The sequence below is a fragment of the Ligilactobacillus pabuli genome (assembly GCF_022836475.1).
GTDB lineage: Bacteria > Bacillota > Bacilli > Lactobacillales > Lactobacillaceae > Ligilactobacillus > Ligilactobacillus pabuli.
The window spans coordinates 1-15,844 of sequence record NZ_BQXH01000030.1 but is presented as its reverse complement, the minus strand read 5'-3'; the positions used below and the strand labels follow the sequence as shown (position 1 = coordinate 15,844).

Here is a 15,844-nt window from a genome sequence, read left to right as displayed (position 1 = left end):
CTTTGATTTTAATTAGACACTTTAATCGTAGCACACGAGGACAAATGATGTCCTTTTTGCGTAGAAAAAAAGTGCTGATGATCAACTCATCAACACTAAAAAGTTTAGACCCATAAAATGAGATTAATACAATCTCATTTTATCGGCTCTTTCCGTTATGTATGGATTCTTTTAATTAGTCTTCGATGTTTCTTGCTTCGTTGATACCGCTGGCTAAAGATTCCATTAAGGATAGTTCTTTGTCTGTAAAGCTATCCATGTATTTCTCTATCTGTAATCGTCGGGTGCTTTTTACCAAGTTATTAGCAGGTAAGAAAAATTCATCAACGGAAACATGAAGTAACGATACAAGGTCATAAAGAACTTGTATGCTGGGGTGTTGCCCTTTATTTTCAATATTAGTTAAGTACCGTGGGTCAATTTCAATCAATGCTCCCACTTGTTCACGAGTTAAACCTCGTTTCAATCGAGCTTCTTTAATGGCTAAACCAAAGGCTCTAAAATCATATTTATCTTCTTTTTTACGCATAGTAGACCACCTCTATACATTTTATTGTTCCTACTGAATTAAAAACAGGTATAGAAAAACGTGTTATATGGTTTATAGGTTTATATTTAATAAAAAGCACTACTAAACGCCAATAAAAAAAACCGTTATATGGTAGTGCTATTTACGCTGTTAAAATATTGTATATTACTTCCAAATGGCGGTTTGTTGGAGGTCAACGTCGCCATGAAGTACATCATATACAATAAATTTCCTTACATTGGGTTCTTGTCAAAAAAAGTCGTCTATCTGCAATAGATAAGTACGTCCACCAATGTGGTTTTATAAATCATATAGATAGAATAACAGAAGCATGTAAACAGAGAAATAAATCTGTTTATATGCTTTTTTGGCTATTCAGAACTTTTTTACAAAGTTTATTTATCAGTAATGCAACAAATCCCCCTTTCACATTGGGACTAAGAGTGAAAGGAGATAAACGAGCAAGGCTCACTTCCTTTCCTAGACAGAAAGGGGGTGAGAAACATGAAACCATCTTCTTTTCAGACCACAATAGAAAATCAGTTTGACTATATCTGTAAACGTGCTATGGAAGACGAGCGAAAGAATTATATGCTTTATCTTTCAAGGATTGCAAAGCGTGAGGTGTCCTTTTCGGATGTTGGCGATTATCTTGTTAGCCAGTTTGCGACAACAGATAACTATTCAACTGACTTTCAGATTTTTACACTCAATGGGTTATCAGTAGGCGTTGAAAATGATTTGTTGAGTGAAGCATTACGTGAGTTGCCAGACAAGAAACGTGAAATTCTACTGCTGTTTTACTTTATGGACATGAGCGATTCAGAAATTGCAGACCTGTTGAAATTGAACCGTTCTACTGTCTATCGGCATAGAACCAGTGGACTAGCCTTAATTAAAAAGTTTATGGAGGAATTTGAAGAATGAAAACACAATATCCTATGATTCCCTTTCCTCTCATTGTAAAGGCAACAGATGGCGATACCGAAGCGATTAACCAGATTCTACATCATTACAGAGGGTACATAACGAAGCGTTCCCTACGACTTATGAAAGATGAATATGGCAATCAAAGTATGGTCGTTGATGAAGTCTTACGTGGAAGAATGGAAACCAGACTGATTACAAAGATTTTGTCATTTGAAATTAAGTAATATCCTCTCTCCTTTCGTGGAAGCGTGCTAAACCATTCCACGCTTCCCGAACAGGGAGGTTTGTTATTCCACCAAAGCATATTGAGCTTTCAATGTGTTTTGATAGGCTAACGAGCCATTGTTCTTTGAAAACTGAATAAAAGTAATCGAATACGTTTCGATAAGAAAAGAGCCAACGGAACTAACCGCCATGACCTATCTTATAAAGATAGCGAGCGATTCATGTTAGTGATCCGAGAAGCAATCTTTAGCAGGATTGCCTGCAACGACATTCTTATCGTGATAATGATACTCCCATACAGTCAATAGTCCGAGCGTGATAAAACCGTCGCAGGCAATGAGTATGGCTACATGAGAACCATGCAGGGGTGGAACTCCCGTGAGCTTTGCTAAAGCTGTTCGATTGCTGGTAAAACAACTTTTATGAAATCCAAATAAGTGATTTGGAAAGGAGGATTTTATGAAGCAGACTGACATTCCTATTTGGGAACGTTATACCCTAACCATTGAAGAAGCGTCAAAATATTTTCGTATTGGCGAAAACAAGCTACGACGCTTGGCAGAGGAAAATAAAAATGCAAATTGGCTGATTATGAATGGCAATCGTATTCAGATTAAACGAAAACAATTTGAAAAAATTATAGATACATTGGACGCAATCTAGCGTCGCCAAAGGGTCTTGTATATGATAAAATAGTATTAAGTCGTATCAAGGCTCTTTCCATAAAGGAAAGGAGCAAATGCCATGTCAGAAAAAAGACGTGACAATAAAGGTCGAATCTTAAAGACTGGAGAGAGCCAACGAAAAGACGGAAGATACTTATACAAATATATAGATTCATTTGGAGAACCGCAATTTGTTTACTCGTGGAAACTTGTGGCTACAGACCGAGTACCAGCAGGAAAGCGTGATTGTATCTCACTTAGAGAGAAAATCGCAGAGTTACAGAAAGACATTCATGATGGTATTGATGTTGTAGGAAAGAAAATGACACTCTGCCAGCTTTACGCAAAACAGAACGCTCAAAGACCAAAGGTTAGAAAAAACACTGAAACTGGACGCAAATATCTTATGGATATTTTGAAGAAAGACAAGTTAGGTGTAAGAAGTATTGACAGTATTAAGCCATCAGACGCTAAAGAATGGGCTATTAGAATGAGTGAAAATGGTTATGCTTATCAAACCATCAATAACTACAAACGTTCTTTAAAGGCTTCATTCTATATTGCTATACAAGACGATTGTGTTCGGAAGAATCCATTTGACTTTCAACTGAAAGCAGTTCTTGATGATGATACTGTCCCTAAGACCGTACTAACAGAAGAACAGGAAGAAAAACTGTTAGCCTTTGCAAAAGCTGATAAAACCTACAGCAAAAATTATGATGAAATTCTGATACTCTTAAAAACAGGTCTTCGTATTTCAGAGTTTGGTGGTTTGACACTTCCAGATTTAGATTTTGAGAATCGTCTTGTCAATATAGACCATCAGCTATTGAGAGATACTGAAATTGGGTACTACATTGAAACACCAAAGACCAAAAGTGGCGAACGTCAAGTTCCTATGGTTGAAGAAGCCTATCAAGCATTTAAGCGAGTGTTAGCGAATCGAAAGAATGATAAGCGTGTTGAGATTGATGGATATAGTGATTTCCTCTTTCTTAATAGAAAGAACTATCCAAAAGTGGCAAGTGATTACAACGGCATGATGAAAGGTCTTGTTAAGAAATACAATAAGTATAACGAGGATAAATTGCCACACATCACTCCACATAGTTTGCGACATACATTCTGTACCAACTATGCAAATGCAGGAATGAATCCAAAGGCATTACAGTACATTATGGGACATGCTAATATAGCCATGACGCTGAACTATTACGCACATGCAACATTCGATTCTGCAATGGCAGAAATGAAACGCTTGAATAAAGAGAAGCAACAGGAGCGTCTTGTTGCTTAGTAGTACAAATGAATTTACTACTTATTTACCACTTCTGACAGCTAAGACATGAGGAAATATGCAAAGAAACGTGAAGTATCTTCCTACAGTAAAAATACTCGAAAGCACATAGAATAAGGCTTTACGAGCATTTAAGAAAATATAAAAAGATAATTAGAAATTTATACTTTGTTTCTTTTAAAAAATAGCTTTAAACTTTAAGCTTAGTTTGCTGCTTTTTTGTAACAATGTTATTAATAGGCATTTGTATTGCTATTGTGCGTACAATGAATTAAGATAACAGTGAAAAGTAGTAATTCAAGAAGGAGTGAGTCGCATGGCTAAAACAGCAAATTTGTACGCTCGAATTGAACCTGATGTTAAGGAACAGGCTGAAAATATTCTAGCGACATTAGGAATTCCGGCATCTAACGCAATTAATATGTTCTATAAACAAATTATTCTGCAAAAAGGGCTTCCTTTTGATGTAAAAATCCCGCAGCATTCGATAGTTAATATGCAACAATTAACTGCAGAGCAGATGAGTCTTGAGCTTGAAAAAGGTTATACCCAAATGCTCGCTGGACGTACTATCCCAGCGAAGGATGCTTTCGCAAGTATTCGTAAGGACTATCAAAGATGAGGTTTGAAATAATTTTAACAGAACAAGCAGAGATGGACTTGCGTGAAATATATGAATATATTTCTTTTGAGTTGCAGGCACCACTGAATGCTGAAAAACAACTTTCTGTCTTTGAACATCATCTGAGTAATTTAGCAGATTTTCCTGAAGGACATCGTTTATATGATCAAGAGCCCTGGAAAAGTCGAGGTTTGCGGATGTTACCAATGGGGAATTACCTGGCATTTTATCTGCCAGATAATGAACAGCAAACAATTACGGTGATTAGGATCATGGATGGTGGACGTGATATTGAGTCGCAATTGAAGATGTGACCGTTGTTTTGGGAAAACAGTGTTCGCAATGACAGTTAACCACTCAATGCTGCGCACTTTTAGTTCGAATATAAAAAAACTGTCCGTTTGCTGACAAGCACGGGCAGTTTTTGACTGTTAGTTTGAAACACTAACGAAGGTGTTATATTTCATGTATTGGTAGTGGAGCCGCATCCGGGAAAACTCGAACGGTGTCCCATTGTTGAGGAAGAAGATTCCTTCCATCACACCCACGGGTTCGGTGGGGGTCAAGTTTAATAATTGCTGGTCAAGTTTGGTCGATGGTTCGGCGAAAATCGACAGAAACGATTTCGAGACTGTTTGCCCAAAGGCCTGCTCAACGTAGTTAAAAATGGAGCCCTCAATTTTCTTTAAAGAAAGGCTGGGCAAGATCTTAATGGGAATATAGCCGGTTTCGATCATGAACGGTTTGTCGTCAAATAGGCGTAAACGGTCAATCTTGTAGACAAAGTCGTCAGGATGTAAGAAGAGGTCTCGCTGGATCTCTTCGGTCGGCCGAATCACTTCAAAATTCAGGACTTTGATCTGTGGACGTTGGCCGTTCATCTGGAAATTATCCGAAACTCCTAAGTTAGAGCCTTCTTCATAGTTGAAAACTGATTCATTTTTTAAGTAAAGTGGGTTAATAAAGGTCCCGGCACCGCGTTTTTTGAAAATGATCCCATCGCTGGCCATCCGAGTCAACGCACGCTTGACCGAGCTTCTGCTCACTGAGTATTGCTCTGCCAAGGAGCGCTCGTCTGGCAAATGTAAGCTGGGAAACTCTCCGGCAAAGATTCTTTTTTTTAGATCAGCAATGATCTGTTGATATACAAGTTCGGTCATGACGTTCTCCTTTTACTGATTGCAACAAGTTGCGCACCAGCTAATTTGCTGGTCGTACTTGATGATTTCCTACCTTCTAGTGTGCCACAAGCCTGTGATTTGGACAAGCATTAGCTGCAAAAAAATGACTAAGCTAGGGGTGAAAGTCCTAAAAAACGGTTCCCTTTAGTGCTTGGCTGCTAGTTTATTTGGCTGCTGGGATCAAATTAGGAATTTTTTCTTAAATCTACTGTTTTACTGCTTTAATTTGGGTAAAATTTGCCTATAATTAGAGTACGAAGTTACAAAGAATAGTGGGTGTAAGTTGTGCGGTTATCGATAATAATAATTATTTTAATGCTGAGTCTAGTGGGCTTGTTAATGATCATTGGCGCGGCAAATATGAAAGACAAAGAGGCGCGTGCCGTCCGTGATCTCTTATTTGTACTGGGAGCTTTTTGTATCGTGATCGGTTTATACGTGTTGTTTGAAATTTATTTACCAGCACACGGGGTTAATTCCATTTTTTAACGGTAGATAGGGTATAATAAACAGTAAGCAAAAATGACAGGAGTGTTTGGAATGCACGCAGATGAAAATCAACAGCCGCAAGATCCACGTTTTAGCGGTTTTATGCAAAAACAGTTCGACCTTTTTCAACAAAAACAACAAATTTTTATTGAATATTTGGGGGTCCCCCAACCATTGAGTGCGTGTTTGAAAGAAAGCGCCCACGCAGCCGGGATGTTTGCGGCGATGGATTTACTACGCAATGCCCAGGACCGCCTCGATGAAAGCGGGACCTTTATTTTAAGCGAAGAAGATACCGTAGAGATCGACCGTTTGCACGACCGATTATTGGACTTTATTTCCCAGCAGATCTTCCCGAATTTTGATGAACGCTTGATTGATTTGCCAGCAGACGAGACCACTGCTTTAATTGAAACAGCTTATAATGACGGCTTGGAAGCCATTTTGAATCAAGGCTGAGCAACGGCAGAATAGTATCACAAAAAAGGGCAGTGATGCTCTTTTTATTTACTGATGCTTTTGGTGAAATCCCCCTGACTTTAGTCGAGGAATGAATTGCTGGTTCATACATCGTATGCTACTTAAAACTATACATTGTTTTAAACTAATAAAGTTCTATGCTAAAGAAAAGGTGGTGAGATCAATGGCTGTGATAGCTTTTAAAGTTCGACTATATCCCAATCAAAAACAAATTAGCCAAATGAGCAGAACTTTTGGTTCGACGCGCTTTGTGTGGAATCAAATGTTGGCCATGCAAAATGAGCGCTACAAAAATAATCCTCAGGCTAAGTATCAAAATAATTATGCGATGAATTTAATGCTAAAGCCTTTAAAAGCAGAATACCCGTGGTTAAAGGACGTTGACTCAACTGCACTGCAAGCAACGAATGATCATTTGCACGACGCTTTTCAACGTTTCTTTGACCCGGAACTCGAGAACGGCCATCCAAAGTTTAAAAGTAAGAAAGACTATGCCCAGAGTTATACAACTAAAGCAGTCAATCAGAATATCAAAGTCATTGACAATCACCACCTAAAACTGCCCAAGCTCGGGCACGTCTATTTTCGGGCTGGCCGAATACTAAATGGCAAAATCAAACGTGTAACTGTTCGGATCAATGCGCAAGGTCAATATTATGCGACTATCTTACTTGAAAGCGAAAAACAAGCTTTCAAGCCCAAGGATAAAACTAATCAAGTAGTGGGGATTGACCTAGGACTAGATGACCTAATGATTTTGTCGAATGGGCAAAAAGTTAATATGATGCATTTTGACCTTGAAGCTAAACAACAAGTTAGAATCTGGGAACGCAAAATGGCTCGTCGCAGACGAAATGCCCAGAAAGAAATGGCTTTTGATAAGCACGAAAAGCTCTTGTTGCCACGGACTAGTCTAAAACAGTTTCCGCGCTACCAACAGGCCCGTCATACAGTGGCTAAGCTCAAGCGTCAAGTCAGTGAGCGTCGTTATGACCGACTACAAAAGCTGACAACCCAGTTAGTACAAAATTACGATGTGATCGTGGTAGAGAAACTTAACACACAAGGGATGCTGAAAAACCGTCATCTGGCTCGTGCGATATCTAACGCTGGTTGGGGTAAGTTAGTTACCATGTTGAAATATAAGTGTGACTGGTATGGAAAGCAACTAATTTTTGTTGATCCTAAAAACACGAGTCGCATTTGCCATCAGTGTGGGCAAAAAAATCATCAATTTGACAGTTTAAATCAGCATGAGTGGTTAGCCGTCCGAGAGTGGGATTGCCCAACCTGTGGAACGCACTTAAATCGTGATATTAATGCTAGTCAAAATATTCTGCACCGTGGACTAGCTCAAATTGAAAAAGAAAAAGTACTCGTTTAGGCGAGTTTTGAAATTAAGGTATGGAACGTACCGTGGTAAATAGCAGTGACCGCTGTCTATTTAGTTAGAGTGATCTAACCGATAAGTTTGCTGTGTTCCCAGAATCCAGCCTGTTTAAAGGATGGTAGTTCAAGTTATGATAAAGGGAACTAACGTTTGAATAGAATGGAGGAGACTTAATGCGATTTTTACATACAGCAGATTGGCACATCGGTAAAAAACTGCATGCTTTTAGTTTGGCAGCGGAACAACAAGATGCTTTTACACAAATTAAAACAATTGCGGCGCAAGAAAAAGTGGATGCGATCGTGATCGCCGGGGACCTATATGACCGGGCGGTAGCTAGTGAAGATTCCGTTGCGATGCTAAACGGGATGTTAAAGGAACTTAATTTGCAAGAGAAATATCCGTTGTTGGCCATCAGCGGCAACCATGATTCGGCCACCCGGTTAGAAACAGGCAGCGACTGGTATACAGCGACCCAGTTTTATCTCAACACAACTTTTGCGGGTGCGTTTGAACCCGTCACGCTGGCGGATACGCAGTTTTTCCTGTTGCCGTTTTTTCAACCCCAGCAGGCTAGAAATTATTTTGAAGACGACTCACTCAAGGAACTTCCTGAAATCATGAAACGAACCGTGGCCGAAATGGTGACGAAATTCGACCCGACCAAAAAGCATGTCTTAGTGGCCCATTTTTTTGCGGCTGGCAGTTCGCACCACGACTCTGAAACCAAGATCGAGGTCGGCGGTTTGAATGCTGTCCCAGTCGATTTGTTAGAAGTCTTTGATTATGTGGCTCTTGGACACCTGCATGACAAAAACGCCTTGCACCACCCAAAGATCCAGTACGCTGGTTCGCCCGTCAAGTTTTCGGCGAGCGAAGCGGAGACTGAAAAGGGAGTGTGGATCGTTGATACTGACCCGTATGCTGCCAAATGGGTGCCGTTACGGCCGCTAAATGATATTCAAATCTTGGAAAATTCTTATGCAGAACTCACAGATCCGGCTTTGTACCACTCGATCCCTAATGACGACTATGTGGTGATCAAACTAACAGACCGTGCCGTAATTGAAGATGTCTTAAATAAGTTACGCAACTACTATCCGAGAATTTTGACCTTAACGCGGGTCAATGGACGAGAAAGTCTGACGGTCAACGACGATGATGTGGTGCTGACCGACCTTGCTCCACTGGCCTTATTTGAAAATTTCTTTACCAAAATGACGGATGAGCAGCCAACAGAATTGCAGAAAAAAATCGTGCAGGAAAGTCTGGCAGAGTTGAAGAAGGGAGATCAAGATGAAACCAATTAAACTAGAGATGCATAATTTTGGCCCCTATGTTGACCAAACGATTGATTTTAGTGAATTTTTTGATGCACCAGTTTTTTTGATCAGCGGGAAAACCGGGACGGGGAAAACCACGATTTTTGACGCGATGGTTTTTGCTTTATTTGGTCAAACTTCCGGCGGCGAACGGGGCGCCGAAGAAATGCGTTCTGACTTTGCGAGTGACCAGGAACCCACATCGGTCACCTTCGAGTTTGAAGATCATCAACAGACCTACCAAATTACTCGTTCGCCCAAGCAGACTGTGGCTTCTAAACGGGGCAATGGGCAAACGACGCGGGCCGCGAAAGTTTCTTTGCTTTACAAGGATCTCGCTGGTGAGAAAAAAGAAATCGATAAAATTAACCAAGCCAACACTTTCATTAGTGAACTGCTAAATCTGACCGCCGAGCAATTTGCCCAGATCGTTCTCTTACCGCAGGGGCAGTTTCGTAATTTCTTGGCGGCCGATAGTAATTCCAAGGAGACCGTCTTACGCGAATTATTCGGGACCAAGTTTTATCAGAGCTTTGTGGAAAACATTAAGGAGCGGGCTAAAAAGCGCCAAGAAGCAACTGAAGGGCAGCTGCTAGAGTTGCAAAACGTGCAAAAACAGGCACATTTTGCAGAACCGCTCGAAGATGGAACTGATTTGCGTGTGGAAGATTGGCTGGAAAAGCTGCAAGCAGAATTAGAACAACAGGCTGCGCTCTTAGAAAACTACCGCAAGCAAACGCAGGAAAATGACCAGCAAAAAACTAAGTTGGACCGTTTATATCAAAGTCAGGAAAGTTTGTTAGCCGACCAGCAAAAATTAGCTGAATTGCAAAAAGAAGGCCAAGCTCTGGCTGCCAAACAACCGCACTTTGACCAGCTGCAAGGCCAGATCACTGACCTGGAGTGGGCCAACCAGCAACGCGACCTGTTGAAAGATTTGGCGGATGCCCAGCTGACCCAGCAAAAGCTGACCGCTAAAAAAGACGAACAACAGCAACGCGCAAAGCAGCTAACTGCTAGTTTAACCGCAACCACTGACCAGCAAGCACAACTGGCCCAAAAAGAACCGCAGATCCAAAACATGCGCAGCCAGCTAGAGCGCCTGTCCGACAAGGTCGACCTCTACCAAACGGTGGAAAAATTGCAGCAACAGCAACAAGCCGTCCAAGCTCAGGTCAAAGCCCACCAGCAAAAAGTCAGCGAAATTGAAGCCGAGCTGGCTAAAAATGCTACACAACAAGAACAATTAACGACGCAGCTTGCTGAAATTCCCGACTTGCATGCCCAGGAATTAGCGTTGCAAACTAGCACAACTAAACTCGAGCAGACTAAAAAGCAGTTGGCCGAATTTAAGCAGGCCAGTGCCAAGCAAGGCGCGGCGCAACAAAAACTTGCAGCTTTGACAGCACAATTAGCCCAACTCGAGGCTCGAGCGCAACAGGCCAAGCAAGATTATCTGGAACTTGACTCGCAGTATGCGCAAAATCAGATCGTGAGCTTAGCGGCGCGGTTAAAACCGGGAACTCCTTGTCCACTCTGCGGCTCGACAGATCACCCGCATCCGGCAGGCAGCACAACGACGGCACCGACCGTCACGAAAGAGGCTGTCAAACAGGCGCAGGAACGTGCTCAACAAGCAGCGGCAGTGGTAAATACGACACAAGGCAGTTTAACGGCACAAACGGAAACACTGAACCAGCAGACTACCGCAATGGCCGAACAACAACAGGCTTTGGCGGTCCGCTTGGAATTACCAGCGACTGCCAGCGAGCAAGAAGTGACTGTGGCCGTGACGCAACAGCAGCAGGAATTGTCTGCCGCTAAAGCTAAGTATCAACAGCAGTTGACCAAGCAACAGCAGCTAAACGACCAGTTGGCAGCTCTCAGCAAACAGGCACCGCAGTTAGCAGCTGCTCAGCAAGCAGCCGAGCACGAAAAACAACAAGCGCAATTAACTGAACAACGATTAGCAGTAACGATCGAACAGCAAACTGCCCTCTTACCGGCGGGCTATGCCTCCAGCCAAGAATTACAGCAACAGTTGGCTGACTGTCGCAAGAAAATTGAGACTTATGAGCATGACAAAGAGACCGTTCAGGCGGCTTTGACCCAATTACACAGTGACTTGGCCGGAGTTAAAGCTGGACTTAAGGCTAGTGTTGAGCAATTTGAAACCGCCCAAGTTAAAGAACAGCGGGCAAATCAGGACCTGCAAGCGGCGTTGACGTCCTATACTCGTCCGGTCACATTAGCTGAGTTGCAAAACTGGGGAACACAGATCCAGCAGCTCTCAGGTTTGCGGCAAGAGTTGGCGAAGTATAATAATCAGCTGACTATTAACCAGACGGCCCAAAAGCAGCTAGCTGAGCGGATCGGTGACCAGGAGACACCAAAAATTGCAGAAACTAAGCAGCAAATCGCAGAGTTAATGAAGAAACAAGAGGAGCTGTATAACAAACGCAGTGAACTGGACCACCGTTACCAGGAAAATCAAGCTACTAAGCTTCAGGTCACCAAGATTTGGCAGAATTACCGTCAGACTTTAAACGAAAATGCACAGTGGAACGAACTGGCCGAAGTTGTCGGCGGTAAGGGGCATCTGAAGTTAAACTTGGAGCGTTACGTTTTGCAGTCCTATTTCAAACAGGTCATTGTGGTCGCTAACCAGCGTTTTGCAGAGCTAACGGCTGGCCGGTACAGCTTTTGTTTGGATGAAGAGGCTGGAAGTTACGCCTCTAAGACTGGACTGGAACTAAATATCTATGATGATAATGCCGGCAAGATCCGCTCCGTGCACACCTTGTCGGGGGGCGAAAGCTTTATTGCAGCCTTGTGTTTGGCACTAGCCTTAGGCGAAGTCGTTTCCGCTCAAGCCGGGGGGATCAGTGTCGAAGCTTTATTTGTCGATGAAGGCTTTGGTTCTTTGGATACCGAAAGTTTGCAAGTCGCTTTGGATGCCTTGCGAGAAATCGAAGGGGAGAATCGGTTGATCGGGATCATTAGCCATGTGACTGAATTACGGACAGAAATTCCCGACCAGCTGCATGTGACCTCAGTCAATGGGCGCAGTAAGATCAATTACAGCCATGAGTTTGCAAAAAGTGGAGAATAGGTTGAGGTAAAAGAGCGATGGAGTATAAAACACATTTTGTAACGACCTTGGTTTTAGGGGTGCCGCTATTAGCCAGCAGCGGGCAGGCCAACCTGTTGAATGTTGGCTTGCTGAGTCTCGGCAGTTTGTTGCCGGATATTGATCACCCCCAATCTTTTTTAGGGAAAAGAAACAAAATTGCCAGTAATCTAACTAACAAGGCCTTTGGACACCGGAAAGCGACCCATTCGATAGTGGCACTGGTAGTAGTCTACTGGCTGATGGCGATCATTACGACCCATTACCTGACAAGTCGGGGTAGTTTCGCTCCCTTTTGGCTGACCTTCGGCTGTTTGTGCCATCTGCTAGAGGATAGCTTTTCTAAGGAAGGAGTCAACTGGTTTTGGCCTAAAAAAAGGCCCACCAAGCACGCGGCTAAGCAGCTGATTTCCTATCAAACTGGCAGTTTAGGGGAATACTTAGTTTTAGGACTAATGATTTGTGTACTGTTAATTGAATTGCGGATGTTGTGGCTGGGTCAATTGGATTCATTTGGCGTGGGCAAATACGTCCGAAGTCTGCAGCAGTGGCTCCAAACAGGCAGCCGGTGGTTACCATTTGTCGGCTAGTTTGAGCTTAAAGTGAGAGCGACCCAGCTTTTTTGATAGACTTTTAATTTCAAAGGGTGCTACAATAACAATGTAAAAAGTATTTTTTAAAAATTCCAAAAACAAAATTTTTGCAGACTAATAAGGAGGTCACTTTATGCTTAGAAATCAGGAAGTTTTAGTGACTGCCGCTGAAAATTTGAAGGCGCACGGCATTAAAAATACTCCCCAACGTCAAGTTATTTTGGCATATTTGATGACTTCGCATGAACATCCATCAAACGAAATGATTTATGATCATGTTAGAAAAAGTGGTTTTAGCGTCAGTTTGGCGACTGTCTATAATACCTTAGAACTGTTACAGGAAAACAAACTGATCACTGAAGTTGCACCAGATAATAGTGGTCATATGCGCTATGATTTCTTAAACAAGCCGCACTATCACGTGATTTGTGTGTCCTGTAACCGGATCGTGGATGTTTTCGATGCTCACTTTAAGCAGTTGGAAACTAATGCCGCCGCTGAAACAGGTTACGAGATTTATAATAGTCAGTATGAAGTTTACGGTCTGTGCCCTGCTTGCCAAGCAAAACGTCAAAAGGCCGCTAACAAATAAGGCTGCTTGACATTTAGTTTTGGATAGCATAGGATAGATTGAATAATGCAGTGAAGTAACATAGTAGGGTTCTGGTCACTAGTTCAAGAAAGCTGATGGTTGCTGCAAATCAGCCTACCCAGAAAACCGAAGTACATTACGGAGCAAAGACGGTTGATCCCGTTATCGATCCTGAAGGAGATCGCTTATGCGGTAATCTGGGTGGTAACGCGGAAAATTTCGTCCCTGATGTCTAACGACAGCAGGGACTTTTTTTCGCAATTAAAGTTTGTTTCGTGGGGTGGACTAAGGTTAGGGTGTGCCTGAACCCTGCAGTCAGCTACGAGGGTAGTTGGAATCAGATAGAGAGGATGATAAACATGGAAAATATTTTAGAAGAATTAAAGTGGCGTGGCGCCATTAACCAAGTGACGGATGAAGCCGGCTTAACTAAGTTATTGGCTGACAAATCAGTCGGCTTGTATTGTGGGACTGATCCAACTGGGGATAGTTTACATATTGGGCATTTGATCCCCTTTATGATGCTGAAACGATTCCAGATGGCCGGACACCGCGCACATATCTTGATTGGTGGGGGAACTGGTTCAATTGGTGATCCATCTGGTCGGAGTTCTGAACGGGTCTTACAATCAATGGAAACTGTGCACCATAATGAAGATGCTTTGACAGCGCAGATGAAGCACTTATTTGGTGCCGATAATATTACGATCGTTAATAATTACAGCTGGTTATCTAAAATTGATCTCTTAAGTTTCTTGCGGGATTACGGTAAGCTGTTTAACATCAATACGATGCTGAATAAAGAAGTTGTCGCTAGCCGGTTGGAAGGCGGGATCTCCTTTACTGAATTTACCTATCAGATCTTGCAGTCAGTTGATTTCCATCACCTCTGGCAAGAACATGATGTTCAGTTGCAAATTGGTGGTGCCGATCAGTGGGGGAATATCACGGCCGGCATCGATTTGATCCATAAAATGGAAGGTCAGGATGCACAGGCGTATGGACTGACAATTCCATTGATGGTTAAGGCTGACGGTACTAAGTTTGGCAAGACCGCTGGCGGAGCTGTCTGGTTGGATCCAAAGAAGACGACCCCATACGAATTCTACCAGTTCTGGTTAAACCAAGATGACCGCGACGTGGTTAAATACCTGAAGTACTTTACCTTCTTATCCCGAGAAGAAATCGCTGAGTTAGCACAAAAGGTTGCTGACCAACCTGAAAAGCGTGAAGCTCAACGGAAGTTAGCCCAAGAAGTGACTGCTTTTGTGCATGGTCAAGCAGCGGTTGAACAAGCAGAACGAATTTCTGCAGCGCTCTTTTCTGGCGATGTTAAAACTTTAACGGCCGATGATATTGAACAAGGCTTTAAGAATATGCCAGCGGTTGAATGCTCAAGCCAACCAACTAATATTGTAGATTGGTTAGTGGGAACAGGGATCGAAAAATCTAAGCGTCAAGCACGTGAAGACGTGACAAATGGTGCGATTCGGATCAATGGTGACCGGATCCGCGAAGTTGAGCATGTGATCGACCCAGCAGCAATGTTTGCTGGTCGCTTTGTGATCGCTCGTCGTGGTAAGAAGAAGTACTTCTTAGCCCACGTTAAATAGAATAGTTTGTCAATCAGCTACTATATGGTAGCAAAGCAAGCGACTGCAGTTAGAATAGTTATCTTTTCAATCTTAAAAGGTAATTATCCTGACTGCAGTTTTTTTGTGGATAAAAATTCATTGCGGGTAAAGAACGATTTTGGGTCAGGAGGGGACAACAAGTTAGAGGAATAGTTGCTGTGAATGAAACTAACTTTAGGGTGGAGATTGTTTTTGTGTGGTTAGAACAGGCAAAATTTGCGCAGAAGTTCAAGAAATTAAAATAATTTAAAAAGTTTTTTAGTGTGCTTGTAGATGAAATTACACTTAATTAGGAACTCGTTTCTTTTAAAAACGAATATTTATATTTATAAATAACATAAAGTTCGAATTTGGATAAAAATTGGTTGAAAGCCGGAGTTCATCACTTAAATTAGTGGTTGACGAATCGTTAAATAGACTGTATATTTATATATGCTGATTGAGGCGAGGTTAACTTCTTGAAATTAACCGCTGCGTTCAAATGAACTTGAAAAAATAAATTAAATTTTTTTCTTGACATTCTAAATCAGCGTGATATACTAATAAAGTTGTCACTTTGGCAACAACGATTAGTAATTAAGTAGATCTTTGAAAACTGAACAAAGTTTCGACAAATCAAATGTGTGAGGTCACTTATCATTATGATAAGTGCAAAAAACATTTGCGAAGTCAATTTCGCTAGTAAAATTTATGAGTCACAAACTTTAAAATGAGAGTTTGATCCTGGCTCAGGACGAACGCTGGCGGCGTGCCTAATACATGCAA

Annotated in this window: 16 protein-coding genes, 1 rRNA gene and 1 other annotated feature; of the genes, 15 read left to right on the top strand and 2 right to left on the bottom strand. The window is 42.0% G+C overall.

Annotation, left to right across the window (positions count from 1 at the left end; all coding sequences use genetic code 11):
* Positions 1–175: 175 nt before the first annotated feature.
* Positions 176–529 (bottom strand): helix-turn-helix transcriptional regulator, encoded by a 354-nt coding sequence (locus tag LPAF129_RS10480; protein WP_001227347.1) that lies wholly within the window; start codon positions 527–529, stop codon positions 176–178.
* 504 nt (positions 530–1,033) lie between these two features.
* Here LPAF129_RS10480 and LPAF129_RS10475 point away from each other — a divergent pair.
* From LPAF129_RS10475 to LPAF129_RS10445, 6 genes are all read left to right on the top strand, one after another.
* A complete protein-coding gene (locus LPAF129_RS10475; protein WP_000804885.1) occupies positions 1,034–1,456 on the top strand; it encodes a sigma-70 family RNA polymerase sigma factor in 423 nt (140 codons plus the stop codon).
* Positions 1,453–1,683: a helix-turn-helix domain-containing protein gene (locus LPAF129_RS10470; protein WP_000857133.1), complete on the top strand. Its 231-nt coding sequence runs from the start codon at positions 1,453–1,455 to the stop codon at positions 1,681–1,683. The genes LPAF129_RS10475 and LPAF129_RS10470 overlap by 4 nt, the downstream gene beginning before the upstream one ends.
* 460 nt (positions 1,684–2,143) lie before the next feature.
* On the top strand, positions 2,144–2,347 hold the full coding sequence (locus LPAF129_RS10460; RefSeq protein ID WP_000814511.1) for an excisionase: 204 nt from the start codon (positions 2,144–2,146) through the stop codon (positions 2,345–2,347).
* A gap of 81 nt (positions 2,348–2,428) precedes the next feature.
* The gene (locus tag LPAF129_RS10455; protein WP_001291561.1) at positions 2,429–3,646 is read left to right on the top strand and encodes a tyrosine-type recombinase/integrase; all 1,218 of its coding nucleotides are present in this window, start codon (positions 2,429–2,431) and stop codon (positions 3,644–3,646) included.
* Positions 3,647–3,962: 316 nt separating this feature from the next.
* Complete coding sequence (locus LPAF129_RS10450; RefSeq protein ID WP_244056965.1) at positions 3,963–4,268, top strand: type II toxin-antitoxin system RelB/DinJ family antitoxin; 306 nt, start codon at positions 3,963–3,965, stop codon at positions 4,266–4,268.
* Complete coding sequence (locus LPAF129_RS10445; protein ID WP_244056963.1) at positions 4,265–4,582, top strand: type II toxin-antitoxin system RelE/ParE family toxin; 318 nt, start codon at positions 4,265–4,267, stop codon at positions 4,580–4,582. The genes LPAF129_RS10450 and LPAF129_RS10445 overlap by 4 nt, the downstream gene beginning before the upstream one ends.
* A gap of 117 nt (positions 4,583–4,699) precedes the next feature.
* On the opposite strand, the gene LPAF129_RS10440 is transcribed toward LPAF129_RS10445, so the two are convergent.
* Positions 4,700–5,428, bottom strand: a complete 729-nt coding sequence (locus LPAF129_RS10440) for a GntR family transcriptional regulator (RefSeq protein WP_244056961.1) — start codon at positions 5,426–5,428, stop codon at positions 4,700–4,702.
* A gap of 336 nt (positions 5,429–5,764) precedes the next feature.
* Between LPAF129_RS10440 and LPAF129_RS10435 the strand changes: the two genes are divergently transcribed.
* The 9 genes from LPAF129_RS10435 to LPAF129_RS10395 all read left to right on the top strand — a co-directional run.
* Positions 5,765–5,938 carry a hypothetical protein gene (locus LPAF129_RS10435; RefSeq protein ID WP_244056959.1) on the top strand — a complete coding sequence of 58 codons (174 nt, stop codon included), beginning with the start codon at positions 5,765–5,767 and terminating at the stop codon, positions 5,936–5,938.
* A gap of 51 nt (positions 5,939–5,989) precedes the next feature.
* Positions 5,990–6,397 (top strand): hypothetical protein, encoded by a 408-nt coding sequence (locus LPAF129_RS10430; protein ID WP_244056957.1) that lies wholly within the window; start codon positions 5,990–5,992, stop codon positions 6,395–6,397.
* Positions 6,398–6,581: 184 nt separating this feature from the next.
* The gene (locus tag LPAF129_RS10425) at positions 6,582–7,802 is read left to right on the top strand and encodes an RNA-guided endonuclease TnpB family protein (protein ID WP_244056955.1); all 1,221 of its coding nucleotides are present in this window, start codon (positions 6,582–6,584) and stop codon (positions 7,800–7,802) included.
* A 179-nt stretch (positions 7,803–7,981) separates the two neighbouring features.
* On the top strand, positions 7,982–9,118 hold the full coding sequence (locus LPAF129_RS10420) for an exonuclease SbcCD subunit D (RefSeq protein WP_244056953.1): 1,137 nt from the start codon (positions 7,982–7,984) through the stop codon (positions 9,116–9,118).
* Positions 9,105–12,242, top strand: a complete 3,138-nt coding sequence (locus tag LPAF129_RS10415; RefSeq protein ID WP_244056951.1) for an AAA family ATPase — start codon at positions 9,105–9,107, stop codon at positions 12,240–12,242. The genes LPAF129_RS10420 and LPAF129_RS10415 overlap by 14 nt, the downstream gene beginning before the upstream one ends.
* 17 nt (positions 12,243–12,259) lie before the next feature.
* A complete protein-coding gene (locus LPAF129_RS10410) occupies positions 12,260–12,850 on the top strand; it encodes a metal-dependent hydrolase (RefSeq protein ID WP_244056949.1) in 591 nt (196 codons plus the stop codon).
* A 136-nt stretch (positions 12,851–12,986) separates the two neighbouring features.
* Positions 12,987–13,445 carry a Fur family transcriptional regulator gene (locus LPAF129_RS10405; protein ID WP_244056946.1) on the top strand — a complete coding sequence of 153 codons (459 nt, stop codon included), beginning with the start codon at positions 12,987–12,989 and terminating at the stop codon, positions 13,443–13,445.
* 41 nt (positions 13,446–13,486) lie between these two features.
* Positions 13,487–13,675: a binding site (T-box leader), on the top strand.
* A 129-nt stretch (positions 13,676–13,804) separates the two neighbouring features.
* Positions 13,805–15,058, top strand: a complete 1,254-nt coding sequence (gene tyrS / locus LPAF129_RS10400; protein WP_244056944.1) for a tyrosine--tRNA ligase — start codon at positions 13,805–13,807, stop codon at positions 15,056–15,058.
* 726 nt (positions 15,059–15,784) lie between these two features.
* A 16S ribosomal RNA gene (locus LPAF129_RS10395) occupies positions 15,785–15,844 on the top strand; the annotation flags it as partial.